23 protein-coding genes and 3 pseudogenes are annotated in these 25915 nt (G+C 53.2%); 10 read left to right on the top strand and 16 right to left on the bottom strand.

Annotated elements, in window-relative coordinates; translation table 11 throughout:
- Window positions 1-81: 81 nt before the first annotated feature.
- From ACJ2A4_RS10335 to mobC, 8 genes and pseudogenes are all read right to left on the bottom strand, one after another.
- Window positions 82-1179 (bottom strand): glycosyltransferase family 32 protein, encoded by a 1098-nt coding sequence (locus ACJ2A4_RS10335; protein ID WP_408872756.1) that lies wholly within the window; start codon window positions 1177-1179, stop codon window positions 82-84.
- A complete protein-coding gene (locus tag ACJ2A4_RS10330) occupies window positions 1180-3237 on the bottom strand; it encodes a glycosyltransferase family 61 protein (RefSeq protein WP_408872755.1) in 2058 nt (685 codons plus the stop codon).
- Window positions 3238-3708: 471 nt separating this feature from the next.
- Window positions 3709-4788, bottom strand: coding sequence for an IS5 family transposase (locus ACJ2A4_RS10325; RefSeq protein ID WP_408872754.1), 1080 nt, complete (start codon window positions 4786-4788; stop codon window positions 3709-3711).
- A 36-nt stretch (window positions 4789-4824) separates the two neighbouring features.
- Window positions 4825-5010, bottom strand: a pseudogene (locus ACJ2A4_RS10320) (transposase); the annotation flags it as partial.
- A gap of 229 nt (window positions 5011-5239) precedes the next feature.
- Entirely contained in the window at window positions 5240-5953 is a 714-nt protein-coding gene (locus ACJ2A4_RS10315; RefSeq protein WP_408872753.1) for a hypothetical protein, read from the bottom strand.
- 338 nt (window positions 5954-6291) lie between these two features.
- Window positions 6292-7371: an IS5 family transposase gene (locus ACJ2A4_RS10310; RefSeq protein WP_408872752.1), complete on the bottom strand. Its 1080-nt coding sequence runs from the start codon at window positions 7369-7371 to the stop codon at window positions 6292-6294.
- Between the two features lie 16 nt (window positions 7372-7387).
- A complete protein-coding gene (locus ACJ2A4_RS10305; RefSeq protein ID WP_408872751.1) occupies window positions 7388-7747 on the bottom strand; it encodes a hypothetical protein in 360 nt (119 codons plus the stop codon).
- 4 nt (window positions 7748-7751) lie between these two features.
- A complete protein-coding gene (gene mobC / locus ACJ2A4_RS10300; protein WP_408872750.1) occupies window positions 7752-7952 on the bottom strand; it encodes a plasmid mobilization relaxosome protein MobC in 201 nt (66 codons plus the stop codon).
- Between the two features lie 78 nt (window positions 7953-8030).
- Between mobC and ACJ2A4_RS10295 the strand changes: the two genes are divergently transcribed.
- Window positions 8031-8787 (top strand): IS5 family transposase gene (locus ACJ2A4_RS10295; protein WP_275877879.1). Its coding sequence is split into 2 segments (ribosomal slippage): window positions 8031-8356 and window positions 8355-8787, totalling 759 coding nucleotides; the frame shifts between segments, so codons are not numbered across the junction.
- A gap of 131 nt (window positions 8788-8918) precedes the next feature.
- Window positions 8919-9833, top strand: coding sequence for a hypothetical protein (locus ACJ2A4_RS10290; RefSeq protein WP_408872749.1), 915 nt, complete (start codon window positions 8919-8921; stop codon window positions 9831-9833).
- Between the two features lie 91 nt (window positions 9834-9924).
- Here the strand turns inward: ACJ2A4_RS10290 and ACJ2A4_RS10285 are convergent, their stop codons facing one another.
- The 3 genes from ACJ2A4_RS10285 to ACJ2A4_RS10275 all read right to left on the bottom strand — a co-directional run bounded on the left by ACJ2A4_RS10285 (window position 9925) and on the right by ACJ2A4_RS10275 (window position 11890).
- A complete protein-coding gene (locus ACJ2A4_RS10285) occupies window positions 9925-11004 on the bottom strand; it encodes an IS5 family transposase (protein ID WP_408872748.1) in 1080 nt (359 codons plus the stop codon).
- A gap of 281 nt (window positions 11005-11285) precedes the next feature.
- A complete protein-coding gene (locus tag ACJ2A4_RS10280) occupies window positions 11286-11690 on the bottom strand; it encodes a PIN domain-containing protein (RefSeq protein ID WP_408872747.1) in 405 nt (134 codons plus the stop codon).
- A gap of 2 nt (window positions 11691-11692) precedes the next feature.
- On the bottom strand, window positions 11693-11890 hold the full coding sequence (locus ACJ2A4_RS10275; RefSeq protein WP_008851648.1) for an AbrB/MazE/SpoVT family DNA-binding domain-containing protein: 198 nt from the start codon (window positions 11888-11890) through the stop codon (window positions 11693-11695).
- Between the two features lie 318 nt (window positions 11891-12208).
- Here ACJ2A4_RS10275 and ACJ2A4_RS10270 point away from each other — a divergent pair, with 318 nt between their 5' ends.
- Complete coding sequence (locus tag ACJ2A4_RS10270) at window positions 12209-12391, top strand: DUF6538 domain-containing protein (protein ID WP_408872746.1); 183 nt, start codon at window positions 12209-12211, stop codon at window positions 12389-12391.
- On the opposite strand, the gene ACJ2A4_RS10265 is transcribed toward ACJ2A4_RS10270, so the two are convergent.
- Window positions 12320-12622 carry a hypothetical protein gene (locus tag ACJ2A4_RS10265; protein ID WP_408874174.1) on the bottom strand — a complete coding sequence of 101 codons (303 nt, stop codon included), beginning with the start codon at window positions 12620-12622 and terminating at the stop codon, window positions 12320-12322. The two genes, ACJ2A4_RS10270 and ACJ2A4_RS10265, sit on opposite strands and share 72 nt — an antisense overlap.
- Before the next feature lie 95 nt (window positions 12623-12717).
- On the opposite strand from ACJ2A4_RS10265, the pseudogene ACJ2A4_RS10260 reads away from it, so the two are divergent.
- The 4 genes and pseudogenes from ACJ2A4_RS10260 to ACJ2A4_RS10245 all read left to right on the top strand — a co-directional run.
- Window positions 12718-13464, top strand: a pseudogene (locus ACJ2A4_RS10260) (IS5 family transposase); the annotation flags it as partial.
- Window positions 13465-13529: 65 nt separating this feature from the next.
- Window positions 13530-14716, top strand: a protein-coding gene (locus ACJ2A4_RS10255) for an IS3 family transposase (RefSeq protein ID WP_408872693.1) whose coding sequence is annotated in 2 segments (ribosomal slippage) — window positions 13530-13800 and window positions 13800-14716 — 1188 coding nt in all. Because the reading frame shifts where the segments join, the coding sequence is not laid out codon by codon here.
- Between the two features lie 58 nt (window positions 14717-14774).
- Window positions 14775-15113, top strand: a pseudogene (locus tag ACJ2A4_RS10250) (transposase); the annotation flags it as partial.
- 642 nt (window positions 15114-15755) lie between these two features.
- Window positions 15756-16847 (top strand): AI-2E family transporter, encoded by a 1092-nt coding sequence (locus ACJ2A4_RS10245; RefSeq protein ID WP_408872745.1) that lies wholly within the window; start codon window positions 15756-15758, stop codon window positions 16845-16847.
- A gap of 8 nt (window positions 16848-16855) precedes the next feature.
- Here the strand turns inward: ACJ2A4_RS10245 and ACJ2A4_RS10240 are convergent, their stop codons facing one another.
- Complete coding sequence (locus ACJ2A4_RS10240) at window positions 16856-17782, bottom strand: LysR family transcriptional regulator (protein WP_408872744.1); 927 nt, start codon at window positions 17780-17782, stop codon at window positions 16856-16858.
- A 113-nt stretch (window positions 17783-17895) separates the two neighbouring features.
- Here ACJ2A4_RS10240 and ACJ2A4_RS10235 point away from each other — a divergent pair, with 113 nt between their 5' ends.
- Together ACJ2A4_RS10235 and acnA are read left to right on the top strand one after the other, a co-directional pair.
- On the top strand, window positions 17896-18918 hold the full coding sequence (locus ACJ2A4_RS10235) for an isocitrate/isopropylmalate dehydrogenase family protein (protein ID WP_408872743.1): 1023 nt from the start codon (window positions 17896-17898) through the stop codon (window positions 18916-18918).
- A gap of 33 nt (window positions 18919-18951) precedes the next feature.
- Window positions 18952-21645, top strand: coding sequence for an aconitate hydratase AcnA (acnA, locus tag ACJ2A4_RS10230; RefSeq protein WP_408872742.1), 2694 nt, complete (start codon window positions 18952-18954; stop codon window positions 21643-21645).
- A 42-nt stretch (window positions 21646-21687) separates the two neighbouring features.
- On the opposite strand, the gene ACJ2A4_RS10225 is transcribed toward acnA, so the two are convergent.
- The 3 genes from ACJ2A4_RS10225 to ahpC form a co-directional block, all read right to left on the bottom strand.
- Window positions 21688-22320 (bottom strand): LysE family translocator, encoded by a 633-nt coding sequence (locus tag ACJ2A4_RS10225; protein ID WP_408872741.1) that lies wholly within the window; start codon window positions 22318-22320, stop codon window positions 21688-21690.
- A gap of 47 nt (window positions 22321-22367) precedes the next feature.
- Window positions 22368-23939, bottom strand: coding sequence for an alkyl hydroperoxide reductase subunit F (ahpF, locus tag ACJ2A4_RS10220; protein WP_408872740.1), 1572 nt, complete (start codon window positions 23937-23939; stop codon window positions 22368-22370).
- A gap of 126 nt (window positions 23940-24065) precedes the next feature.
- Complete coding sequence (ahpC, locus tag ACJ2A4_RS10215) at window positions 24066-24629, bottom strand: alkyl hydroperoxide reductase subunit C (RefSeq protein ID WP_194259534.1); 564 nt, start codon at window positions 24627-24629, stop codon at window positions 24066-24068.
- A 248-nt stretch (window positions 24630-24877) separates the two neighbouring features.
- Between ahpC and ACJ2A4_RS10210 the strand changes: the two genes are divergently transcribed.
- A complete protein-coding gene (locus ACJ2A4_RS10210) occupies window positions 24878-25807 on the top strand; it encodes a hydrogen peroxide-inducible genes activator (protein ID WP_408872739.1) in 930 nt (309 codons plus the stop codon).
- The last annotated feature ends 108 nt before the right edge of the window (window positions 25808-25915 follow it).

The following is a 25915-nucleotide window of genomic DNA, read 5'->3' as shown; positions in this document are numbered from 1 at the left end:
AAACCGTCAATCAAATCGCCAAAACCCAGAAATTACCGGCCAAGCACATCAATCAGGGGTTCTTCGATCCCTCCATCTATGTCATAAGATTAAAGGTGTATTCTGAAGCGCGTAATGGTTTCTAAACAATTTAGTATAATCATCGACATCACTATATATAAGTCCGGATTGGTATGAATCAAAAAACCTATGACTAAATTTATCGAGCATATTGCTTATTGTCATTGTATAAACATATGGTCCTGTAACACGAAGGACGGAAAGCTTTCCACTTCCATAATAATCTTCTCTATAACGCCCTATTCGGGCTAAAACATTATTAATAACTGCCTCTAAAAATGGATGTCCATTTTCAGCAATTATATTCCATTGCTGATACTCACCCCCATCAATAGATGAAACTTCAGGACCAAGACCGCATCCGTCAAAAATTTCACCCCGCTTATTTCTCCACTGAGAAATAAGGTAATGATCATTAGCATCAACAAAAGAGTCAAATGCATTATTCGTACTTGATTTAATATCCAAGTAGGCGCCACCCATCTTATAAATACAAAGATAACGAAATAAATCTGCGCGAGCGGCTCCATAAAGACGATTTATTTTCAAATACTCTTCTAGTATACCCCACCCGTAATAAGTGTATATAAAATCAAGGCGGTCTTGCGCATTCCAATAAATATATTCCCAGGTAGGGTTTAATTTTCTTAACTTCTCTACAGACCGCATAAATTCGGCTGGAATATTTTTCTCGTCATGTGTCTGATGGATAATTTTATTTATATGAAAAGTTTTTCTCATTCTCGGAAAAGAAATTGGCGTTTTCTTTAAAAGAGCATAATCATTCATCGCTTTAATAGTAAATCGCTCCATCTCGAGACAATGCTGACGCCACCCTATGGCGCCCCCAATATCCGAACAAAGAAATCCATCATTATTTCGTAAGAAAAAATACCCATTCTCTTTAATGATAGAAATATCAGAATATTCTAAAAAATTATTTGGGAATTTTACAATATTTCCATTTGAATCGCAAAATAAATTAGGTTCTATTTCTTCTGGAAAGGCGTGATATAGCTTTCCATCTCTAGAAACAGAAAGAACCGTACCAAAATAAGAAACAAAGACATGTAGCATATTTTTCTCCATAAATAATTTTTGTTGATTGAATAATTTCAATCAACAAAAGTCCTTAATTACATTTTTAACTCGATTGATATCTACGTACCACCCATTATTTTCACCGTCCTCAAAGAAGAGCATTGAGTGATATTTTACACCTGCTATTTGTGCAAACCGCAGTGGACCAACGTTCAGATAGCTGGCTTGGATAAGCTCAATAAGGATCGTGTCATTTTGCGCGAAGAACATATTCGAGACCCCGGCTCCATGCCCAGCAACCACAAGCCTTGCTGTACGGAAGACCTCAATTTGTTCTGATACAGACCTACCTGCAGCGACATAAATTTCAAATCCGAAGCTCTGCAAGCATTTTATCAGCTCAGCCTCATTAAGAATCGGTCGCGCTCCTGTATCTTGGCGAGATATGTAAACAAGACGAGTAGGGGGAGCGACTGAAAAAAGCCCGACCGCCTTCAAAAGGCGTTCCTGAAGAGAAACACGTTCAGCTATCAGACAAGGCTGGGGTGTTGATCTTCCGATGAGGTGACCGCAATATAATGCGTTGTCTGCCGTGATATATTCGTCACGATCAAGCTCAATAATCTCGACCTTTTTATCTTTACCGAAAATTATATCAAAATATTCTTTCCTGAATTTGTTTGTCTTTCCCGTAATTATTGTTACCTTCTCAAATTCCCGTTCTAACAGAATATCATAACATAAAAGCGCTGCACTTAATGCCTCCGCCATAAAATGGTAATAATTGTCATATAAATGGTTAAAACCTACTATCGCGACACCAGATATATGTCGTTTTAAATGGGACTTCTGTAGTCCAGACCAAATTGGTTGGTACATAGACGTATATAAATACGGTATCAGATACTCTGAGCCCCCAACAGGAGCGCCGTCAGAAAAAATAAATCCGGATCCACCAACGATACAGCGGGGGAGTTCATTAACAGACAAATCAAGCCATTCCGACTTGCACAAATCATACCAATTTCTTAAAATTTCTTGCTTTCGAGGCTCCGCATATACGTCCGCTTCCTCGATTACCTGTGCAGAATGAATTGTACGCCCCCCCAACAGCTTAGAGCGGTCTAATGGCGTCTTGTAAAGTTCCTTACCAAGGTCATTTGCACTTCGAAATCCCTCGAATAGAAGAGCGCCAGCTTTTGCATGTGGTTGAATCGTCTGCAATTCAATCAGTTCCAGATCGACATCAGGAGCAAAAAACGGCGCATTAAATCCCTTTAATACGAAAGCAGACATCTCAAATACGGGACGATCAAAAGTATAATTTTTGCGATGTACTAACTCTGAATAATCAACATTGTGTGGCCAACTTTTCGGCACAATCCATGGCACGCGAATATCAAATGCTGCCTCTCCGCCATAGTGCTCAACGCGGTAGGTGCCTATATTTCTACCAATGTTTGCCAAAAACTTTAAATCAATTTTGTCAAGGAAATAATTTTCAACATAGTTGTCATGATGACTTTTATAGCCAAGGTTATCCAGATAACTCTTAGAGTAGGAACTTGGCTCTACAAACATTGCAACCGGGAAAAATTTGCATATTTTTTCAAGGAAATTAGCTACATCGTTCTCTTTTTCCATATGAGTCAACACAAGCGCGCTCAGGAAAATTTTAGAATCAAAATGTTCCAAAGCCTCATCCAAGGTCTCGACTTCCACAACGTCATACATGGAAATAAGTCGCGGGATGAGCGCCATGACATTATAGTTTGTTTTAAGAAGAACAATTTTCTCTTTTATTTCTATTTCTTTAATTTTATATTCAGTAGACACTAAAGATATCTCCTTTTCTGGGTGCGTAAAGTTAGAGAATACCATTTCTGCTACAAGCCCATTATCCTCCCTTATCTCAAGAGATTTCCATGTAATCACACCTTCTTTATTCATTATAATAATTGATCCATGGTGTTCATTCCAATACTTCTTGTCGGAATGATCAGTGCCTTCTATTAGGCCAGTGTTTCCAAAAAATATTTTGTCTGATAAACTATTTTCTATCATTGTTTCCAAATAAAACTCTCTACCTTTTAAGTGGTTGCGCAAGCAAAAATTAGATATTTCTGATTTTTCCATTTTTGGTGTTCCATAAATTCTGTGTTTTTAATGGGGATAATATTTTTAACCTATTGAAAATAACATTGGGTACTTCCCTTCATCTTGATTTTCATACATTATTTATTAAATGCGTCCAGATAGTCTTGCCATTGTAAACACGATCGACAACATCGCGAAAGCCCTACTGGGGGCTTTTTGCAAGATTCAGTCTGTAGCTGAAGAGTTCGAAGAACTATTGATTGATGTGTCTAGCCAGAACAAGACGGTTGCGGCAAGGCAGACTGCCGAGAAGAAGACGGTCGGGCATCTGTCATAGCGTGTTGCGACCCGTCTCCAGTCCTTGAGCCTGCCGAACATGGAGGGTTCGAAAAACCTTTGATTGACTTCTCTTGTGCCTGATTTCAGGTTTTTAGCGTGTTGACTGCTGCTTCCCTGGTCTAACTTTTACTCTGGGTTTTGAGCAGAGCGATGGTTTCCTGCTCTGGATTGCTACGCGGCGGCGTTAATCCGCTCCAAGAGGAGAAAGCGGCGCATATTATAGACGATATTGGCCAGCCCGACCCTCATGGTGGCCCGCGTTATGCCTACGGTTCGGACGAACAGCCCCGTCTGTGATTTCTGATCGGCAAAGACATGCTCGACACGCGACCGGATAACGGACTTTCCTGCGTTGGATCTCTGGATATGGCGTGGCATTGGCTTGAGATGCGGCTTTTTCCTGTGAACCTTCGAGACAAAGCCCTGCTTTTCCATGAAGTCCTCATTGGCTTTTGAGCGGTAGGCTGTGTCTGCCCAGACCGTTGAAGCTGTATTGCTTTTATCAAGCAGGCCCTCCCTCAATCGCGCGCCATCACTGGCGGCGGCATCTGTCGTCTTCCATTTGCGGATCAGCCGAAATTTCCGGTCGATGGAGATGTGCGATTTATAGCCAAAGAACGGGATGGCCAGATCTGTTGCAGGGATACTCCCGTCCTCCTGTCGCTTCGCTTTCGTGAACTTCAGGGTCCAGCGCGCATGCCTGTCCTTGTGGGACAGCTTTGACGGCTTGTCCTGCCAGTCCTGAGGGATCCGTCCTTCACGCAGATCCGCCTTCTCCGCATTGGTATTGCGCTGCTTCGGAGCCGCTACCAGCGTGGCATCCAGGATCTGGCCTGACATCGGCAGATAACCAGCGTTACGCAGGGTTGCGTCAAAGCGATTGAACAGACCACCAATCGCACCAGCCTGGGTCAGACGCTCTCGAAACAGCCATACCGTTCTGGCATCAGGTACACGGTCCGACAGCCCCAGACCTAAAAAGCGCATGAAGGAGAGACGGTCGTTGATCAGGTATTCCGTCCGTTCATCGGACAGATTGTTGAGTGTCTGGATCACCAGGATCTTGAACATCAGCACCGGATCAAACGGTGGACGCCCGCCTTTGCTCCCGTCTGAATAGGCCAGTGCTTTGTCCAGTTCCGGGCGGAACACCTCAAAATCCACAGTCCGGGAAAACGCTTCGAGCTGGTCGCCAAGCCCGCTCAATCGGGCAAGCCGCTCTTCAGCGTCAAAGAAACCAGACTGCTTCATAGCGCTATTCCCTCAATCAACGCAGAAGAAATGGAATCACAGAGAAAGCCGCAAAACCAGAGGGTTTTTCGAACCCTCCAGGTCCGTCCTGATGGCGTCGGCATCATAGCCCTTGTCAGCCAGCAGCGCCTTTGGGCTCGTTCCGGCTTCGCTCCAGCGTCGGAACCGGAGGTAAATTGTGTTCCCGTTCCCGTATTTTGGCGGAACATCGCTCCATGGCGTGCTGCAGCGGAGGCTGCCAAACTATGCCATTAATAATTGAGCAATTATGCTCCGGGCGCCGTCCGCGTCCCCGGTTCGCCGCATCAATCGGCAGCAAGCCCTTCACAACACGCCACACCGCCTCACTCAGATCACCTCGGCTCAACCCGCCTCCAAAAGGAAGCCTTGAATCACCCCCTGCGCGCTGCGTCAACCAATTCATCCATGCCGCCTAGAGCGCTATCCAAGATCAGGCTTCTCTCGAAAGCTCTTCCTTTATAAGGTCCATGCAACTCATTCGAGCAATTCCCTCGTCCCACCCGCGCACACACCCCCCAAAGTGCATAGGGTTCTTGTCGTACCAATCTCCGTGATAGATAATATTGTCTATGTATACGCCACTAATTTGTTCTACGCACCCGAGTGTGTTTTCTCTTACTGACAAGAGAGCAAATCTTAAGTAGCGCTCATACGACTTGCGGGCTTGTAAAATTATCTTGCTAATTACCTCTTGTGACTGAGATATTCTGAATTGATATTCTAAGAGTGTAGACCTGCTCCCCTCCCCATTCAACGCCTCTCCATGTATTATGAACACGGGATCTTTCTTATTAATTATTGATTGATTCATTCTATTGCTTAAATATAGATATTTACTTTTTACATTCTCGATGTCATCTCTCCAGTTTTTCTTGATATAACCGTCTGAATTTCGTTCAAAAGCATGATGTAAAATTAAGCCGCTTGGCCTGTGGATCACACTATCATGATGGCCTAGCGGTATTAGTTCTAGGTAGTCCCCAAAGTTATCATCCACAAAATGGAACTTACGCTCAAAAAGATAAAGAAGAGAACTATATGAAGTTATAAAGTTATCTAAAAGGCCCGTTTCCTTCTGCACACCAACCCGCTTAAGATTGAAGGCGAGCGTACAGTTTGTGCCAAGCGGAAAATAGGTAGTCATGGTCGGTCCATATTTATATAACGTATACGCCAATGTATACACAGGAAACGAATTAAGTAAAGGTTTATGGTCCGCATTGTTGATTTTCATCAAAAAAAAGACCTGAGAGAAGTATAAATTGGAGAATTTGAAAAACCCCGTGGCTCTGAACTGTTGGCTGTGATTCCATCCCTGGTGTGATGACGGGAGGATGGATGATAGAGGTGGAGGGATCGAAGAACCGTTGGTTGATGCGCCTGGCTCGTGATTTCAGGCTTTTGGCGATTTGATTGACGGTTTTTGGGGGAGCTTTTGATCTGCGTTTTGAGCAGATCGGGGACTGCTCTCCCGCTGGATGACTATGCGCTCGCGTTCAATCTTTCGAGGAAGAGGAAGCGGCGCATGTTGTAGACGATATTGGCCAGCCCGATCCTCATGGTGGCCCGGGTGATACCGACAGTTCGGATGAACAATCCCGTCTGTGATTTCTGGTCGGCAAAGACGTGCTCGACGCGCGATCGGATCACGGACTTTCCAGCATTCGATTTCTGGATATGTCGGGGCATAGGCTTGAGATGCGGCTTTTTTCTGTGAACCTTCGAGACAAAGCCCTGCTCCTCCATGAAGTCCTCATTCGCTTTTGAGCGATAGGCCGTGTCAGCCCAGACCGTTGAGGCCGTATTGGTTTTATCCAGCAGCCCCTCTCTCAATCGCGCGCCATCACTGGCGGCGGCATGCGTTGTTTTCCATTTCCGGATGAACCGGTATTTCCGATCGATGGAAACATGCGATTTATAGCCAAAGAACGGGATGGCGAGATCGCTGGAGGGCATGGTTCCATCATCCTGCCGCTTCGCCTTCGTGAACTTCAGTGTCCAGCGCGCATGACGATCCTTGTGCGACAGCTTTGCGGGCTTGTCCTGCCAGTCTTCAGGAATACGTCCTTCCCGAAGATCGGCTTTCTCTGCGTTGGTGTTCCGCTGCTTTGGAGCAGCTACCAGTGTGGCATCCAGGATCTGGCCTGACATCGGTAAATACCCGGCGTTGCGCAGGGTCGCATCAAAGCGGTTGAACAGCCCTTCGATCGCACCCGCCTGGGTCAGACGCTCGCGGAACAGCCAGACCGTTTTGGCATCCGGCACCCGATCCGAAAGTCCCAGACCAAGGAAACGCATAAAGGAGAGGCGATCGTTGATCAGATATTCCGTCCGCTCATCAGACAAATTGTTGAGCGTCTGGATCACCAGAATTTTGAACATCAGCACCGGATCAAATGGCGGTCGTCCGCCTTTGCTTCCGTCAGAATACGCCAGAGCCTTCTCCAGGTCAGGGCGGAAGACTTCAAAATCCACAGTCCGGGAAAAGGCCTCCAGCTGATCACCAAGCCCGCTCAAGCGGGCAAGCCGTTCTTCAACATCAAAGAAACCCGGCTGCTTCATCTTTCATCATCCCCAATCAACTAAGGGGAAATGGAATCACAGAGCAGACCTCAATACCAGGGGGTTTTTCGAACCCTCCAGGTTTATCATGTCTGACAATAGTTGCTTTCGATGGGTCTGCTTTGAACTCTTTTGCATATGTTTTGACTAACGAAAAAAGCTGCTCATCAGTCATGTCTTCATATGATGATACTTTTATGTGCCTGACAGCATACTGAGAACCAACCGCTTTTGCTCTGCCAAGCTCTGCTCTAACGTCAAATTCTGAGCCCTGAAGAACTGTAATCTGCTCATTGTCAGAACCATGAAAGACATGCCTACAGGTGGAAGATATTCCCTGCGATGATGTCTTCATTCGTGCTGACTTCACTATCATGAAGTCATCTCCTGATAGTCGCAATCATGCTATCAATCTGAGCCAAGATTTTCAGGCATTGCTTCATGTTTGCATTGGCATCATTGAACCCTTCTCCGCTGTTCAATGCCTTTGCAATCTGATTCACATTATTCCCTATACGAGCAACTTCTTCACGAGTGTTTTTTAATTCCGTGATTAACGAAATCTTTTCAGATTGAAGCATGGGAGCGGAATTCATTAGGCTCAGGACCCATTGATATGATTGCGGAAATCTGATTCAGCCTCTGTGAGGAGACTGAAGATGAGTGACCTGTATTGGTTGACGGAGGAGCAGATGGATCGTCTGCGGCCCTTTTTCCCGAAGAGCCATGGCAAACCTCGCGTTGATGATCGTCGTGTGTTGAGCGGGATCATTTTCGTGAACAGAAATGGTCTGCGCTGGCGTGATGCGCCCCGGGAATACGGTCCACACAAGACGCTCTACAACCGCTGGAAGCGCTGGAGCGCTATGGGGGTATTCATCCGCATGATGGAGGGACTGGCTACTGGCAAGGCAGAGCCTCAGACAATCATGATTGATGCGACCTATCTCAAGGCACATCGCACGGCTTCGAGCCTGCGGTTAAAAAGGGGGCTCAGGCCGTTTGATCGGGCGGACCAAAGGCGGGATGAATACGAAGCTGCATGCTGTCACCGACCGGAACGGACGTCCGCTCGACTTCTTCATGACAGCAGGTCAGATCAGTGATTATACTGGTGCCGCTGCCCTTCTGGACAGTCTGCCACCAGCCGAATGGATGCTGGCAGACCGGGGCTATGACGCTGACTGGTTCAGAGAGGCCCTGGAGGAGAAAGGGATCAAACCCTGTATTCCTGGTCGAAAATCTCGTGCAAAACCGGTCAAATACGACAAACGGAAATACAAAAGACGCCACCGTATCGAGATCATGTTCGGCAGGCTCAAGGACTGGAGACGGGTCGCAACACGCTATGACAGATGCCCGACCGTCTTCTTCTCGGCAGTCTGCCTCGCCGCAACCGTCTTGTTCTGGCTATGAGTCCTGAGCCTAGGCAGAACAACGTTCTGCCCTGCTCAGTACAAGCCTGAACAGGCTTGTATGTGTTTGATGATATCAAATTATGTGAATAACAAAAACTTTTATCAAAGTTTTGGATAGGAGACTGTATTATGTCTGACACTGATAATAATGATGCTTCCGATGTAGTCTCTGAACCCATAAAAAAGAGAGGAAGACCTACAAAGCATGGGAAAGCCATGTCTAATCTTGAACGTCAGAAAAAACGACAAGCCTTAACCAATGGCGTGTTTAATGCCGTTGTAGATATATCATCAACAATAAAATCTGGATTGGGATATTCGGAAAGATTTGATAGAGACAATTTCACGTTCGATTATGCAATTGAATCCGATATTAACGTGAATAACATAATATCTTTATTACCTACTGACTTACAAGAAGAATTTAAATCAAGAGTTAGAACCAATCTCGCTAAAAAGTACTTTTTAAGAGATTTGAACGTCTATAAAAATCTGATCAAAGAAAATAAACCTTTACACGAGTTCGGGGAAAGATTTCAACGTATCTATATATGGGAGATAGTTCATGGAGCAATGCATATGCTTCATAAATATGATAATCCGACAAAAAGGACGCTTGAAGCTATTCCTTTTTTGTTGGATTTCAATAATGCCCATGAGCAAAAATATGTAGATGCATACATTAAATATCGCTTGATATATGGGAATTACTGGAATGGTATCTCACGTATTTCATTGGAAAAGAAAGAAGAAAATAAAGAATACTCTCATTCAGAAAAATCTCATATCACAAGAATGGCGAATATGAGAAAAGATATTATTGATTTCGAAAAATCCAATAGAAGTAAAATTATCAAGTATGGTAACGCATTAGATAACGATATTTTTTATGAGCAGATTTTACATGATGTGATGATGCTCGATGATGACGCTTTAAAAACCCGACATAAAGAAATTAAGAATATTGTTAGTCACAAAAAAGATATAGTGCCCGAAGCACCTGGAGGGATCGAAGAACCGTTGGTTGATGCGCCTGGCTCGTGATTTCAGGCTTTTGGCGATTTGATTGACGGTTTTTGGGGGAGCTTTTGATCTGCGTTTTGAGCAGATCGGGGACTGCTCTCCCGCTGGATGACTATGCGCTCGCGTTCAATCTTTCGAGGAAGAGGAAGCGGCGCATGTTGTAGACGATATTGGCCAGCCCGATCCTCATGGTGGCCCGGGTGATACCGACAGTTCGGATGAACAATCCCGTCTGTGATTTCTGGTCGGCAAAGACGTGCTCGACGCGCGATCGGATCACGGACTTTCCAGCATTCGATTTCTGGATATGTCGGGGCATAGGCTTGAGATGCGGCTTTTTTCTGTGAACCTTTGAGACAAAACCCTCTTTGTCCATGAAGTCCTCATTCGCTTTCGAGCGATAAGCTGTATCAGCCCAAACGCTTGAGGCCGTATTGGTTTTATCTAACAGCCCCTCTCTCAATCGCGCACCATCACTGGCGGCGGCATCCGTCGTCTTCCATTTTCGGATGAACCGAAACTTCCGGTCGATGGACACGTGGGATTTGTAGCCAAAGAACGGGATGGCGAGATCGCTCGACGGTATGGTTCCATCGTCCTGCCGCTTCGCCTTCGTGAACTTCAGTGTCCATCGTGCATGACGATCCTTATGCGACATCTTTGCGGGCTTGTTCTGCCAGTCTTCTGGAATACGTCCTGCCCGGAGATCCGCTTTCTCAGCCTTCGTATTGCGCTGCTTTGGAGCAGCCACCAGTGTGGCATCCAGGATCTGGCCTGACATCGGTAAATACCCGGCGTTGCGCAGGGTCGCATCAAAGCGGTTGAACAGCCTTTCAATGGCACCCGCCTGGGTCAGACGCTCGCGGAACAGCCAGACCGTTTTGGCATCCGGCACCCGATCCGAAAGTCCCAGACCAAGGAAACGCATGAACGACAGGCGGTCATTGATCAGATACTCTGTCCGTTCATCAGACAAATTGTTCAACGTCTGGATGACCAGAATTTTGAACATCAGCACCGGATCAAACGGCGGACGTCCGCCTTTACTTCCGTCTGAATAGGCCAGAGCCAGCTCCAGATCAGGGCGGAACACCTCAAAATCCACAGTCCGGGAAAAGGCCTCCAGCTGATCGCCAAGCCCGCTCAGCCGAGCAAGCCGCTCTTCAACATCAAAGAAACCAGGCTGCTTCATCTTCCACCATCCCCAATCAACGCCGAAGAAATGGAATCACACAGAACAGCTCAGAGCCAAGGGTTTTTCGAACCCTCCACATAACGGGGCATCCTGTTTTCTGTGGGGGTCAACGGGGGAGGAACTCCCCCTTGCCAGCTGTCGCGTGATTACCCTTGGGTAGCCATGCGACACTGCTGGCTCAGGACAGAAGAACTCCCAAAAACAGGATAGCAATTCAGAAAATGAATTTCAGAAAACGACAGAAGAAAAATCAATAAAAGTGAAACTTACAGCTGCATTTAAAATGCAAAAGGATTGCGAATACTCGTCATATCGAAGATGGAAAGACCGTCCTGCATATCCTCTGACAAAACCATCTCGTGCCCGTTTTCAATGGCACAAGCCAAAATCATGCTGTCATAAGTCTGCAAGCCGTAACGACGCACAATCGCCCAGCCTCTCGCGTAAACGCTTGTCGTAAGGTCATGCACGGTGGTCAGACTTCTGATGTCAGAGACCAATTCCCCGATATCGTCTAAAGACAGCTTTGTCTTACGTCGCAGAGTGTTCGTCATCTCGTTGACAGACTGAACCGAGATATGACAATCCGATTGGCGTAGCAGGTCGACGGCAATACGCATTTTTTCTGCGTCCTGCTCCATGCAGGCATAGAGCAGAATATTGGTATCAAGAAAAACAGACATGCTCAGTCTTGAGGACGTTCGAAACGAAAATCTTTAGGCAGTTTACGGCCAATCGTTTTCAGAGACTGCAAAGCCTCTTCATGGCTTTTCAGGCGAGAAAAGACGGCTTCGACGTTGTCGCCTTCCTGCAAGCCAAGCTGGCGCACGATATGAGCGGGAATACGAACCGCAAGGCTGTTTCCCCATTTTGAAACCTGCATGACTCCCCCCCCTTTTTTGATAAACATTTATATATTTTGGATATCCATCACTCTGCAAGGAAAATCCACTCTCATAGAGAGGCTTGCCTTACCAGAATGTTTGCCAGAGAATGGGACCAGATTTGGTCATAGAAAGACTGGCGTCGGCGTTTTCGGCGTATTTTCAAAGGTTTGCGTGCGGGACGTGTCCCGCAACATTGGGTTCAAGTCCCGCAGCTCGCACCACATAACTGTCTGATTTCATTGCAAACATAAGGATATGACCCGCAGAATGCGGGTTGGTTCTCCAAAGCTCTTCTCCAGAATCGGAGAAGGTTCATGCTCAGACTGGTCGGTTCACGCTATCACTTCCGCCGCATCATTCCCTCGCCGCTCCGACCCGTGCTCGGCAAAAGCGAAATCTGGATTTCACTGGGAACCGCAGGCAAGTTAGAGGCTAGACGCCGTACGGCAGAGCTGCATGCCCAGACCACCGACCTTTTCCGAGCCTCCGCAGCCTGAGCCCTTCAGACAACTCCCAAGGTCTCCCCCTCTCAGAATGCGCCCGATACCAACCCAAGCTTGGTTACCTACATGCAGGAACGTGGGCTGCGGACTGCCAAAGATCTTTCCAATGTGCTGCTGGATGATCAGCGCGACATGCTCGCCTAGCAGGAGCGCATCCGACAAACCGACATCGAAGCGGCCGACCTGGTTGGCAAGGCCCAGTATTACGGAATCGTTCTGGACCATGCCCGTGACCTCAAGGTGGAGGGTTCGAAAAACCCTTGGCTCTGAGCTGTTCTGTGTGATTCCATTTCTTCGGCGTTGATTGGGGATGGTGGAAGATGAAGCAGCCTGGTTTCTTTGATGTTGAAGAGCGGCTTGCTCGGCTGAGCGGGCTTGGCGATCAGCTGGAGGCCTTTTCCCGGACTGTGGATTTTGAGGTGTTCCGCCCTGATCTGGAGCTGGCTCTGGCCTATTCAGACGGAAGTAAAGGCGGACGTCCGCCGTTTGATCCGGTGCTGATGTTCAAAATTCTGGTCATCCAGACGTTGAACAATTTGTCTGATGAACGGACAGAGTATCTGATCAATGACCGCCTGTCGTTCATGCGTTTCCTTGGTCTGGGACTTTCGGATCGGGTGCCGGATGCCAAAACGGTCTGGCTGTTCCGCGAGCGTCTGACCCAGGCGGGTGCCATTGAAAGGCTGTTCAACCGCTTTGATGCGACCCTGCGCAACGCCGGGTATTTACCGATGTCAGGCCAGATCCTGGATGCCACACTGGTGGCTGCTCCAAAGCAGCGCAATACGAAGGCTGAGAAAGCGGATCTCCGGGCAGGACGTATTCCAGAAGACTGGCAGAACAAGCCCGCAAAGATGTCGCATAAGGATCGTCATGCACGATGGACACTGAAGTTCACGAAGGCGAAGCGGCAGGACGATGGAACCATACCGTCGAGCGATCTCGCCATCCCGTTCTTTGGCTACAAATCCCACGTGTCCATCGACCGGAAGTTTCGGTTCATCCGAAAATGGAAGACGACGGATGCCGCCGCCAGTGATGGTGCGCGATTGAGAGAGGGGCTGTTAGAGGTGGTCCCCATTTTTCGGACAGGACGATAAGCTATCATCTGGCCTGAACGAGGACGGGTTTTATGGGCAAGGTTACGCGGAAGAGGTATGCGGCAGAGTTCAAGTCACGGGTTGCGCTGGAGGCGATCCGTGGGGAACTGACGCTGGCGGAACTGGCTTCGAAACATGGAGTGCATCAGACGATGATCGCACAGTGGAAACGGCAGGCGATCGAGGGGATGGCGGCGACCTTTTCCGGGAAGACGGTGGCTGAGCCGCCGGTCAGCCCTGCTGATGTGGAGAAACTGCACGCGAAGATCGGCCAGTTGCTGGTGGAACGGGATTTTTTGCGGGATGCCTCTGCTCGGTTGGGCGTGATCAGAGGCGGCAGATGATTGACCCGAAGAGAGCATGCCTGCCGATAATCCGGCAATGCACGCTACTGCAACTCAACCGGTCGGGCGTCTACTATCGGCCTGTGCCACAGAGCGAAGCCAATCTGGAGCTGATGCGGCTGATCGACGCCCAGTTCCTGGAAACGCCGTATTATGGCTCACGGCAGATGACATGGCATCTGCGCCGCCAGGGACATGAAGTGGGCCGCAAGCGGGTCCGGCGGATCATGGCGATCATGGGCCTGCGGGCGATCTACCAGAAGCCGCGCACGACCGTGCCCCATCCGGAGCATCGGAAATATCCATATCTGCTACGGGATCTGGTCATCAATCGGCCTGACCAGGTCTGGTGTTCCGATATCACATATATTCCCATGAAACGGGGATTTCTCTATCTCGTGGCGATCATGGACTGGTTCACGCGCAAGGTCCTGTCCTGGCGTCTGTCGAACACGATGGACGTGGAGTTCTGTATCGAGGCGCTACAGGATGCCCTCATGCGCTATGGCGCCCCGGACATTTTCAATACTGACCAGGGGTCGCAATTTACGACACCCCGTTTCAGCGGGATACTGGAAGAGCGTCAGATCCGCATCAGCATGGATGGGCGCGGTCGCTGGCTGGACAACGTGTTCATCGAGCGCCTGTGGCGGTCGCTGAAATACGAATGCGTCTACCTGTACGCGTTCGAGACCGGATCAGAGCTGAGGGCCGGGCTTGGCAGATGGATCGCCCATTATAACGAAAGGCGTCCGCATACGGCGCTGGCTGGACGAACGCCCGATGAGGCGTATCATAACGTGCCGACGCCATCTGGTCCGGGGTTAACCCCGGACCAGAGGGCCAACAGCAACGCCGTCAGAAGGGCGGCATAACGACAACCGGGTATAGCTTATCAAGCCCGCAAAACTGTCCGAACGGACGGGACCACCTCTGTTAGATAAAACCAATACGGCCTCAAGCGTTTGGGCTGATACAGCTTATCGCTCGAAAGCGAATGAGGACTTCATGGACAAAGAGGGTTTTGTCTCAAAGGTTCACAGAAAAAAGCCGCATCTCAAGCCTATGCCCCGACATATCCAGAAATCGAATGCTGGAAAGTCCGTGATCCGATCGCGCGTCGAGCACGTCTTTGCCGACCAGAAATCACAGACGGGATTGTTCATCCGAACTGTCGGTATCACCCGGGCCACCATGAGGATCGGGCTGGCCAATATCGTCTACAACATGCGCCGCTTCCTCTTCCTCGAAAGATTGAACGCGAGCGCATAGTCATCCAGCGGGAGAGCAGTCCCCGATCTGCTCAAAACGCAGATCAAAAGCTCCCCCAAAAACCGTCAATCAAATCGCCAAAAGCCTGAAATCACGAGCCAGGCGCATCAACCAACGGTTCTTCGATCCCTCCACGTTGTGGGATTAGGCGTTTCATCAAAAAGTGCAAGAAATCTTCTGCAGTCATGCTCGAGTGGTACAGATTATTATTATATAGAAAGCCCTACAGCTGCCGATCTTGATGCAGCGTTTCTCAAAGTCGCTCATCAGATATCTCAGTTGCGTCTAGTGCGATGAAGAATAAATTTCTTATTCTCCAGACTGAGGACAGAGAACCAAAACATAAATGGGAAGGGACGGTGAGGCAGATGATCAAGAAAAAGGCCGGACATCTGTCATAGTCGTGGGATGCGGGAAGCCGCCCAGCAGGACAGTGCTACCTATGTAATCACTGATATGTCCTGCTATCAAAAAGAAGCTGAGCGGTCATCCATCACAGGCCACTCATCTTCAGTCTCCTCATGGAGCCTGAATCAGATTTCCGCATTTCGATCATTGGCTCCTGAGTCAAGTCTGCAGAAATGGATATCCCTGCTATTACATCCCCATTGATTTTACCTTAGCTTAAAAGGCAACAACCTGATGCCAGATCTTTTCCAGAATGGTTCACAGGACAACACCCGATCCGTTCTGGTTGCTTTACTGGCAAGTGCGATTGTCATCAGCGCCATCTGGATCCTCAAACCGTTTCTGCCTGCCACGATCTGGGCTGTTACGATTGCGGTGACCACCTGGCCCATGTTGCGGCGCCTTCAGGCCGTCGTCGGAAACAGTCGCAGAGCCGCCGTTTCCCTCACCATCCTGATTGCGATGCTGGTCTTCATTCTACCACTCTGGCTCGCCATCACGACAGTTTCCAGTCATTTTGGCGATATTGTCAGCCTGCTTTCCTCATCTTCGACTCTTCATATTCCAGATGAACCAAGATGGCTCGCGCGCCTTCCACTGGTTGGCCCGCATATCGGACCGTTCTGGACCCGCCTACAGCACATGCAGTTTCCCGAGATGGTCCGGCAGATTATCCCCGCTCCGGAAACCCTGATCCACACATTTTTGGCCTATGCGGGCAGCTTCAGTATCCTGGCTCTTCAGTTCGTACTCACGCTGATCATTCTGGGCGTCCTGCTCATGCGTGCCGAATCGGCGATCGCTGTTGCAGAAAGTCTTGTCACCATTCTGGCAGGCAGCCGCGGCAAGGAAATGCTCCAGCTCGCCGCCTATACGATCCGGGGGGTCGCCTTTGGTGTCACCGTCACTGCAGTTGTTGAATCTGCCGTGGCCGGGATCGGACTGAAACTTGCCGGGGCGCCCTGGGTCAGTATCCTGACCGCCGTGACCTTCATGGTCTGCCTGCTTCAGGCTGGACCGGGCGTCACACTGCTTCCGGCTGTGGTCTGGGTCTATTTCGACCGTGGTCTGGCCCCGGCAGCACTCCTGCTCGTGGTCACCATCATTACGATCATCATTGATAACGTCCTGCGCCCGTTTCTGATCCGCAAACAGGCTGACATTCCGCTCATTCTCATCATGCTTGGCGTGATCGGAGGGCTCGGCGGACTGGGACTGGTCGGGATATTCATCGGCCCCCTCATCCTGTCGGTCGCCTATACACTGACCAAAAGCTGGATCAGTGATTCACGCGCAAAGACCCCATCTCTTACGTCGGACTCCTGACGCCGTACTTATCCAGCCTTCACGGTGCCGTATGCCTGCCGGATGCGCCGCGCCTGATGGATGAAATACAGCTTGGCCCCCGTCATCCGGACCGAGCGGAACACCAGATAAAGCGGCGCCGTCAGGGCCGTACGGGACGAGAGCGGGATATAGACCACTTGCCCCGCGTGATGCTGCTGCATGGACTGGGGCACGAGTGAGATGCCCAATCCTCCTGCCACGAGGTTCAGAGCGGCCAGAAGCTGCGGACCTTTCTGGCGAATACGCGGCGTAAAGCCCGCGCCCAGACAGGCATCGACGATCGTCTTGTATAGCCCGTTATTGTACTGGCTCTGATACAGGATGAAGTCCTCGTCTTCGAGTTCAGCCAGCTTCAGCCCCCCAGCCGGGGCCTCTTTTGCAAGACGATGGCTCTTCGGCACAGCCACCACCATCGGCTCTTCCACAATCAGTTCGACCACCACATCCGACACGTAGGGAATGGACGTCCGGACAAAGGCGACATCCACGGTATCTTCCCGCAACGCCCCCAGAAGCTGACTGGAATTGCCTTCCGTCAGTGTCAGCCCCACATCCGGCCAGGTTTCGCGGAACTGTCCGAGCAGGTCAGGCAGGCTTGGATGACACAGCGCAGAGTTGGTGAACCCGATCGACAGTTCTCCGGCCTCACCGCGCACGATCCGTCGGACATCTTCGACCGTTTCATCCATACGTTCGATGACATCGTAGGCCCCCTTAAGCATGCTGCGTCCCGCAGTCGTCAGACGCATACCACGGGCATGACGTTCAAAGAGCTGGACCCCAAGTTCCTGTTCCATACCCTTGAGCAGCCGGGTCAGCGGTGGCTGCTGGATCCCGAGACGCTCGGCGGCACGCGTCAGGTTGCGTTCTTCAGCAATGGCGATGACGGCATGGAGATGTCTGAGTTCGATCATTCCATACTTTTAAGGTATGATGAAACCTTCCCGCAAACATTGGTTTCCACCATGAAACCCCTTTAAGGTCCCCCGCGTCACAGACACATCCCTTGACCGAACAGGAACGCGCCATGACCAAGACCATTCCCGCCACGCTCATCGCCGGTGACGGAATTGGCCCGGAAATCATGCAGTCGGTCACGACCGTCATGGATGCCCTCGGCGCCCCCTTCCTCTGGGATCACCAGAGCGCAGGCGTAGGCGCATTCGACCAGCACGGTACGGCCCTGCCCGAGGCCACGCTCGACAGCATCCGCCGCACCGGCCTCGTACTGAAAGGGCCGCTGACCACCCCTGTGGGCAAGGGCTTCCGCTCCATCAACGTCACACTGCGTCAGGCCTTCGACCTATACGCCAATGTCCGCCCGACCCAGACGATCGTGCCAGGCGGGCGCTATGAGAACGTTGATCTGGTCGTGATCCGCGAGAACATCGAAGGCCTGTATGCCGCGATGGAGCACTACATGGCCGTGGACGGCGACCCGGAAGCCGTGGCCTACGGCGCCGGGTTCAATACCCGCGCCGAATGCAACCGGATCGTCCGCTTTGCCTTCGAATACGCCATCAAGAACAACCGCAAAAAGGTGACGCTCGTCCACAAGGCGAACATCCTGAAGATCCTGAGCGGCCTGTTCCTGCATGAAGGTCGCAAGGTCGCTGCGGAATATGAAGGTCGCGTAGCGCTTGAAGAGCGCATCGTTGATGCCTGCGCGATGGAGCTTGTGATCCATCCGGAGAATTACGACGTCATCGTCACGACCAATCTGTTCGGCGATATCCTGTCCGACCTGACGGCTGGTCTCGTGGGCGGTCTGGGTATGGCGCCGGGCGCGAATATCGGCGAAAAAATGGGAATCTTCGAGGCCGTGCACGGCTCCGCGCCCGATATTGCCGGACAGGGCATCGCCAATCCGCTGGCGCTGATGATGGCGGGCAGCATGATGCTCGCCCATGTCGGACGGCAGGACCTGTCCGAGCGGCTGGACAGCGGGATGAAACAGATCCTTCAGGTCGAAGGCCTCCGCACGCGCGATCTGGGCGGCAAGGCCACCACGCAGGACGTCACGCAGGCCCTTCTGCGCGCCATCCAGTAATATTCTGACAGCCCTCCAAGGAACATTCCCATCATGAAACAGGTTGGACACGACCTTTTGGACTGCCAGCGCGACCTCTCGATCGAGGGCCGCTCCTATCGCTATTTCTCCCTGCCCGTCGCGGCTGAAAAACTGGGCGACATCTCGCGCCTGCCCGTCAGCCTGAAAGTGCTGCTCGAAAACATCCTGCGCTTTACGGATGGTTCGACCTATCGTGTCGAGGACGCGCAGGCGATCGTTGACTGGACGAAAAACGCCCATTCCACGCAGGAAGTGCCGTTCAAGCCCGCGCGCATCCTGATGCAGGATTTCACCGGCGTCCCGGCCGTCGTCGATCTGGCGGCCATGCGCGACGGCATCGTTTCGCTCGGCGGCGACCCGCAGAAGGTCAATCCGCTCGTACCCGTCGATCTGGTGATCGATCATTCCGTCATGGTGGACGTCGCCGGACGCAAGGACGCGCTCCAGCAGAACGTCTCGCTGGAATTCGAGCGCAATGGCGAGCGTTATGCGTTCCTGCGCTGGGGTCAGGAAGCGTTCGACCAGTTCCGCGTCGTCCCGCCAGGTGCGGGCATCTGCCATCAGGTCAATCTGGAATATCTGTCCCAGGTGGTCTGGACGGGCACAGTCGGCGACGTCACCTACGCCTATCCCGACACGCTGTATGGCACGGATTCCCACACGACCATGGTCAATGGCCTGGGCGTTCTGGGCTGGGGCGTTGGCGGGATCGAGGCCGAGGCCGCCATGCTCGGACAGCCGATTTCCATGCTCATTCCCGATGTCGTGGGTTTCCGGATGGAAGGACGTCTGCCGGAAGGCACGACCGCGACCGATCTGGTCCTGACGGTCACGCAGATGCTGCGCGCCAAGGGCGTGGTCGGCAAGTTCGTAGAGTTTTTCGGCCCGGCGCTGGATCATCTGCCAGTCGCGGATCGCGCGACCATCGCAAACATGGCACCGGAATATGGCGCGACCTGCGGCTTCTTCCCGGTCGATGCGCTGGCGCTCGACTATCTGCGCCAGACCGGCCGTGACGAACACCGCATTGCACTGACGGAAGCGTGGCTGCGCGCGCAGGGCATGTTCCGCGATGCCTCCACGCCGGAACCAGTCTTTTCGGACGTTCTGACGCTGGATCTGGGCACTGTCACGCCCTGCATTTCCGGCCCCAAGCGCCCGCAGGACCGGATCGAACTCTCTGCCGCCACTCCGGCTTTCGAAAAAGCCCTGACGGAAACGCTCGGCGTCGCATCCGCCGACATTCACAAGACCGCTCCCGTCGCTGGCACGGATTATGCGATCGGGCACGGCTCCATCGTCATTGCCGCCATCACATCCTGCACCAACACGTCCAACCCTGCCGTTCTGGTCGCCGCCGGACTGGTGGCCCGCAAGGCCAGAGCACTCGGCCTGATGCCGAAGCCCTGGGTTAAAACATCCCTCGCACCGGGCTCGCAGGTCGTCACGGATTATCTGGATCGCGCCAATCTGAGCGCCGATCTGGACGCGCTGGGCTTCGAGACGGTTGGCTATGGCTGCACAACCTGCATCGGCAATTCCGGACCTCTGGCGAAGGAACTGGTGGACGCCATTGAAGGCAATGGTCTGGTCGCAACGTCTGTCCTGTCTGGAAACCGGAACTTTGAAGGCCGGATTTCGCCCAACGTCCGCGCCAACTATCTCGCCAGCCCGCCGCTCGTCGTCGCCTATGCCCTGCTGGGAACGATGCGCGAAGACATCACGACGGCCGTTCTCGGACATGGCCCCGATGGCACGCCGGTTTATCTGCGCGATATCTGGCCCACCAACCACGAAATCGCAGAACTCGTCGGCTCCGCCGTGACGCGCGAAGCGTTCGTCGAGCGTTACAGCCACATTACGGAAGGCACGAAGGAATGGCAGGCCCTGGCCTCGGCCGGAACTTCGGCCACCTATGACTGGCAGCCGGGCTCGACCTATGTGCAGAACCCGCCTTATTTCGACGGGCTGACGGCCGAACCTGCACCGACAAAGGACATCGCCGGCGCGCGTATTCTGGCGCTGCTGGGCGACAACATCACGACCGATCACATCTCCCCGGCCGGTGCAATCGCACCGTCCTCCCCGGCGGGCGTGTATCTGCAGGAGCATCAGGTCGCGGTGAAGGACTTCAATTCCTACGGCTCCCGTCGCGGCAATGACCGCGTCATGGTCCGGGGCACCTTCGCCAATATCCGCATCCGCAACGAGATGGCACCCGGAACCGAAGGGGGCGTCACGCTACATCAGCCGGATGGCGCGAAGATGTCCATCTACGATGCCGCCAGCCGCTATGCGCAGGACGGCGTACCGCTCGTCGTGTTCGGCGGCAAGGAATACGGCATGGGCTCGTCCCGTGACTGGGCCGCGAAGGGCACACGCCTGCTCGGCATCAAGGCCGTCATCGCGGAGAGCTTCGAGCGCATCCACCGCTCCAACCTCGTCGGCATGGGCGTCCTGCCCCTGACCTTCGAGCCGGGCACGACGCGCAAGACGTTAGGGCTGGACGGCACGGAGACGATCGCCATTCACGGCATCGAAACCCTGGCCCCGCGCCAGACCCTCACCATGACGATCACCCGTCAGGATGGCAGCACGCAGGACGTCCCGCTGCTGTGCCGTGTCGATACGGTCGATGAGGCGGAATATTACCGCAACGGCGGCATCCTGCCCTACGTCCTGCGGGGAATGGCTTCAGCAGACTGAAAAAATGGCGGGGCTTCAGCTCCGCCATTTTTCGTTTACGTCTCAGGCTCGGCGGCTGAGAGCAAGCTTGAGACTGAACGCGATGAAAATCCCGCCCGTCAACCTGTCCATGCGCCGCACGACCACCGGGCTGGAAAGAAACCGTCCCAGCGGCACGGTCAGGGCGACGAGAAGCGCCAGCCACGAGAAGGACAATATGGCCTGAATGGCCGTCAGCAGGAGCGAAAACTCCTTTACGTTCACATGCGGCGGAATGAACTGCGGCATGAACGTCATGTAGAAAATGCCGACCTTGGGATTGAGCAGATTGGTCAGCAGGCCCCGCCGAAACGCCGCACGGGCATCGTCATGCACCGGCACTGTCTCCGCTGTCCCCAGCGAAGCCCGGGGATGCAGGATCAATCCGATCCCAAGCCAGGCGAGATAGAGCGCGCCCGCCCATTTGACGATAGTAAACGCCGTTTCGGACGCGGCCAGCAGCGCCGTCAGTCCAAAGGCAGCGGCAAGTCCCCAGATTCCCAGCCCGAGGCAGATCCCCGTAACGGCCGCCAGACCAGCCTTCCAGCCGGATGTTGTGGCTGTGCGCAACGTCATGGCCGTATCAAGGCCCGGGGTAATCGTGAAGACTGCAGCGGCAGCGGCAAAGGTCAGAAGGGGGATCAGATATGGATGCATGATCAAAACCTACACCGCGTCCTGCAAATCCCCAATCCCCCGCTTCTTCAGCCTGCTTTTGCAACTACCGGCAGACGGATCAGATAATCAAAGGCCGCCAGGGACGCCTTTGCCCCCTCACCCATTGCAATGACGATCTGCTTGTAAGGCACAGTCGTCGCGTCACCCGCGGCAAACACGCCCGGCACAGATGTCGCGCAGTGATCGTTGATGACGATCTCGCCATAAGGGCTGAGCTTCAGCGCGCCCTTCAGCCATTCCGTGTTCGGCAGCAGGCCGATCTGGACGAACACGCCATCCGTCTTGATCTGGTGCAGGCCGCCGTCCCCATCGCTATAGGTCAGGCCCGTGACTTCCTTGCCATTACCCTCGATTTCCGTCGTCAGGGCATTGGTCAGCACCGTTACGTTCGACAGGCTCAGCAGCTTGTCCTGCAACACCTTGTCCGCTTTCAGATGTGCACCGCGCTGAAGCAGGTTCACGTGCGAGACGATACCGGCAAGATCGATCGCCGCTTCCACACCACTATTGCCGCCACCTGTCACAACAACCGGACGCCCCTTGTAGAACGGACCATCGCAATGCGGGCAGTAGGCCACACCCTTGGTGCGATACTCGTCCTCACCCGGCACACCCAGATGCCGCCAGCGTGCACCGGTCGCGATAATGACCGTCTTTGACCGCAGGGTCGCACCGCTCTCCAGAACAATCTGGTGCAGGCCACCGGTTTCTGCAGCCGGGATCAGCTTTGCCGCCGACTGGGACGGGATAATCTGCACGTCATACTGCCGCACATGGGCCTCAAGTGCCGCCGAGAGTTTCGGCCCCTCGGTTTCCTGCACGGAAATGAAATTCTCGATCCCGGCCGTATCCATGACCTGACCGCCAAACCGCTCCGCCACAAGACCCGTGCGCAGACCTTTGCGTGCGGAATAGATCGCCGCAGCATCACCGGCAGGTCCGGCACCAAGCACCAGCACATCGAATGGTGCCATATCGTTCAGCTTCTCCGCCGAACGCGCGACCGAAGCCGTGTCCAGCTTGGCGAGAATATCCGCCACTTCCATCCGGCCCGACGCAAAAGGCTCGCCGTTCAGATAGACCTGCGGGACCGAGCGGATACCAAGGCGTTCCACTTCGTCCTGAAAATCTGCACCATCGATGGCCGTGTGATGGATTTTCGGATTCAGCACGCTCATGGCATTGAGCGCCTGCACCACGTCCGGACAGTTCTGGCAGGACTGGGAGAAATACGTCTCGAAATGGAAGTCACCGTCCAGCGCGCGGATCTGTTCGACCACATCCGCTTCGATCTTCGGCGGATGCCCGCTGACCTGAAGCAGTGCCAGCACCAGGGACGTGAACTCGTGCCCCATCGGCAGACCAGCAAAGCAAACCTGAACATCCGTGCCGGGACGGCGGATCACGAAGGATGGCGTACGCGTGCCCTGCCCATTGTCCGAAAACGTCACCTTGGGGGACAGGCTGGCAATGTCTTCCAGCAGACCGCGCACTTCGGTGGAGCGATCATCCGTGCCAAGGGTTGCCTCAAGGACCACCGCACCACGCAGGTACTCCATATAGGCGCGCATCTGGGTTTTCAGGTCGTCCTGAAGCATTGGGTTTCTCCGGATTTCGGGGTTTGGAATATCAAACCGGAAGACTGTCCGGTGCAGCCGCCTCCATGAAGGAGGCGGAGGCTGGTGGAACCCGAAGGCCCCACCATCATCAGATCCGGTGCCGGATCAGATCTTGCCGACGAGGTCGAGGGACGGCTTCAGCGTCTCGCCGCCTTCCTTCCACTTGGCCGGGCAGACTTCACCCGGGTGGCTTGCGACGTACTGGGCAGCCTGGATCTTGTCGAGCAGCTCGGCAGCGCTACGGCCAACGCCACCAGCGGTGATCTCGATGTACTGGATCTTGCCTTCCGGATCGATCAGGAACGTGCCGCGATCGGCCAGACCGGCTTCCTCGATCAGCACATCAAAATTGCGTGCGATCGTGCCCGTCGGGTCACCCAGCATCGTATACTTGATCTTGCCGATGGCCGGGGAGGTGTCGTGCCAGGCCTTGTGCGTGAAATGCTTGTCCGTGGAGACGGAATAGATTTCAACGCCCAGCTTGTCGAAAGCAGCCTGGTTGTCGGCGAGGTCTTCAAGTTCCGTCGGGCAGACGAACGTGAAGTCGGCCGGATAGAAGAAGAAAACGGACCACTTGCCGAGAACGTCGGAGTCCGTGACCGTGAGGAACTCACCGTTGCGGAAAGCATCGGTAGAGAAGGGCTTCAGCGGGGAGTTGATGCGAACCATCAGACTGTCTCCTGACCTTGGGTTGAAGTTGTGTTGCGGACTCTGTGTCCCACAGAAAGAGAGGGACAGGAAACAGTTCCTGTCAATATGACTGATCGCCAGAACCGAATTGACGAGATGAAGATATCAAGACTCCCGATCAGGATGCGTGCCCCGTCACCCTGACCCCTGAGTATTCCGCCGCTATTTCTTCATGACAGGCAAAACCGCACTTCCCCATTGGGGTATTCGGTCATATCTATCGGGGCATGAGCTACGTCCCCCTTTCCGGCCTTTCCCTGCGCGACATCGAATATGTGGTTGCGGTCGATGACCTGCGCAACTTCTCCCGCGCGGCGGAACGCTGCGGTGTCAGTCAGGCGGGGCTATCCGAACAGGTCCGCAAGCTCGAACAGCTTTTGGATGTCACGCTGTTCGAACGCTCCCGGCGCCATGTCGCCCCGACCCCTGACGGCGAACGCCTGCTGGCATTGGGACGCGACGTCCTGGCGGCAGCCCGCAACCTGCTCGAAGTCGCCCGCGCCCAGACCGGCCCGATGGAAGGGGCCCTGCAACTCGGCGTCATTCCCACGCTCGGCCCGTATTACATCCCCGGTCTTCTGCCACGTTTGCGGGAACATTACCCATCCCTCAGCCTGCGCCTGCGCGAAAGCATGACGAACACGCTGGTCCATGCCCTCCGCAACAGCGAACTGGATGTGGCGCTGATGGCGCTGCCCGCGCCATCAGATGCGCTGGAAAGCGCGCCGCTTTTCGAGGAAGCCTTTCTCGCCGTATTCCCAAGCACGCATGAACTGGCAAAGAAACCCAAACTCTCCCTCAGCCAGCTCGGACGTCCGGACCTGCTCCTGCTCGAAGACGGGCACTGCCTGCGCGATCAGGCCCTGTCCATCTGCCCGACCGTCCCCCGCGACGGCGAACAGCGCCTGGCCACCAGCCTTGAGATGCTGTGGTACATGATCGGTGCCGGTGAAGGCTTCTCCCTGATCCCCCAGCTTGCCCTGCGCAACCGCACGGATTTCGAGGATCTGATCACTGTCCGCAGCCTGCCCGAGCCCGAAGCTCGCCGCACGATCGGCCTGACCTGGCGCGCATCGGACCCGCGCGGCCCCGTCTTCCGCGAATTCGCAGCCTATCTGCGCAGCATCACCCCGGAACACTGCCACGCCTGCACCTGAGGCCGATTGAAAGAGTTCAGACGTGTCCGGACAGGCAGACCCTTCGCAGCCAGCCCTTCAAAAGCAGTGCTTCAGACCATCAGCATCCGGTGCCGAATATCCGGATTT

Source organism: Gluconobacter roseus, assembly GCF_046058915.1.
Classification (GTDB): Bacteria; Pseudomonadota; Alphaproteobacteria; order Acetobacterales; family Acetobacteraceae; genus Gluconobacter; species Gluconobacter roseus_A.
The sequence above is the reverse complement of the archived record's forward strand: the minus strand, read 5'-3'. Positions and strand labels throughout refer to the sequence as shown.

Bases quoted from the DNA above. Each gene is read 5' to 3' on its own strand.
- ACJ2A4_RS10330 (WP_408872755.1), bottom strand. From the start codon at position 3,237: ATGGAAAAATCAGAAATATCTAATTTTTGCTTGCGCAACCACTTAAAA.
- ACJ2A4_RS10325 (WP_408872754.1), bottom strand. From the start codon at position 4,788: ATGAAGCAGTCTGGTTTCTTTGACGCTGAAGAGCGGCTTGCCCGATTG.
- ACJ2A4_RS10315 (WP_408872753.1), bottom strand. From the start codon at position 5,953: ATGACTACCTATTTTCCGCTTGGCACAAACTGTACGCTCGCCTTCAAT.
- ACJ2A4_RS10310 (WP_408872752.1), bottom strand. From the start codon at position 7,371: ATGAAGCAGCCGGGTTTCTTTGATGTTGAAGAACGGCTTGCCCGCTTG.
- ACJ2A4_RS10305 (WP_408872751.1), bottom strand. From the start codon at position 7,747: ATGATAGTGAAGTCAGCACGAATGAAGACATCATCGCAGGGAATATCT.
- mobC (WP_408872750.1), bottom strand. From the start codon at position 7,952: ATGCTTCAATCTGAAAAGATTTCGTTAATCACGGAATTAAAAAACACT.
- ACJ2A4_RS10290 (WP_408872749.1), top strand. From the start codon at position 8,919: ATGTCTGACACTGATAATAATGATGCTTCCGATGTAGTCTCTGAACCC.
- ACJ2A4_RS10285 (WP_408872748.1), bottom strand. From the start codon at position 11,004: ATGAAGCAGCCTGGTTTCTTTGATGTTGAAGAGCGGCTTGCTCGGCTG.
- ACJ2A4_RS10280 (WP_408872747.1), bottom strand. From the start codon at position 11,690: ATGTCTGTTTTTCTTGATACCAATATTCTGCTCTATGCCTGCATGGAG.
- ACJ2A4_RS10275 (WP_008851648.1), bottom strand. From the start codon at position 11,890: ATGCAGGTTTCAAAATGGGGAAACAGCCTTGCGGTTCGTATTCCCGCT.
- ACJ2A4_RS10270 (WP_408872746.1), top strand. From the start codon at position 12,209: ATGCTCAGACTGGTCGGTTCACGCTATCACTTCCGCCGCATCATTCCC.
- ACJ2A4_RS10265 (WP_408874174.1), bottom strand. From the start codon at position 12,622: ATGGTCCAGAACGATTCCGTAATACTGGGCCTTGCCAACCAGGTCGGC.
- ACJ2A4_RS10245 (WP_408872745.1), top strand. From the start codon at position 15,756: ATGCCAGATCTTTTCCAGAATGGTTCACAGGACAACACCCGATCCGTT.
- ACJ2A4_RS10240 (WP_408872744.1), bottom strand. From the start codon at position 17,782: ATGATCGAACTCAGACATCTCCATGCCGTCATCGCCATTGCTGAAGAA.
- ACJ2A4_RS10235 (WP_408872743.1), top strand. From the start codon at position 17,896: ATGACCAAGACCATTCCCGCCACGCTCATCGCCGGTGACGGAATTGGC.
- acnA (WP_408872742.1), top strand. From the start codon at position 18,952: ATGAAACAGGTTGGACACGACCTTTTGGACTGCCAGCGCGACCTCTCG.
- ACJ2A4_RS10225 (WP_408872741.1), bottom strand. From the start codon at position 22,320: ATGCATCCATATCTGATCCCCCTTCTGACCTTTGCCGCTGCCGCTGCA.
- ahpF (WP_408872740.1), bottom strand. From the start codon at position 23,939: ATGCTTCAGGACGACCTGAAAACCCAGATGCGCGCCTATATGGAGTAC.
- ahpC (WP_194259534.1), bottom strand. From the start codon at position 24,629: ATGGTTCGCATCAACTCCCCGCTGAAGCCCTTCTCTACCGATGCTTTC.
- ACJ2A4_RS10210 (WP_408872739.1), top strand. From the start codon at position 24,878: ATGAGCTACGTCCCCCTTTCCGGCCTTTCCCTGCGCGACATCGAATAT.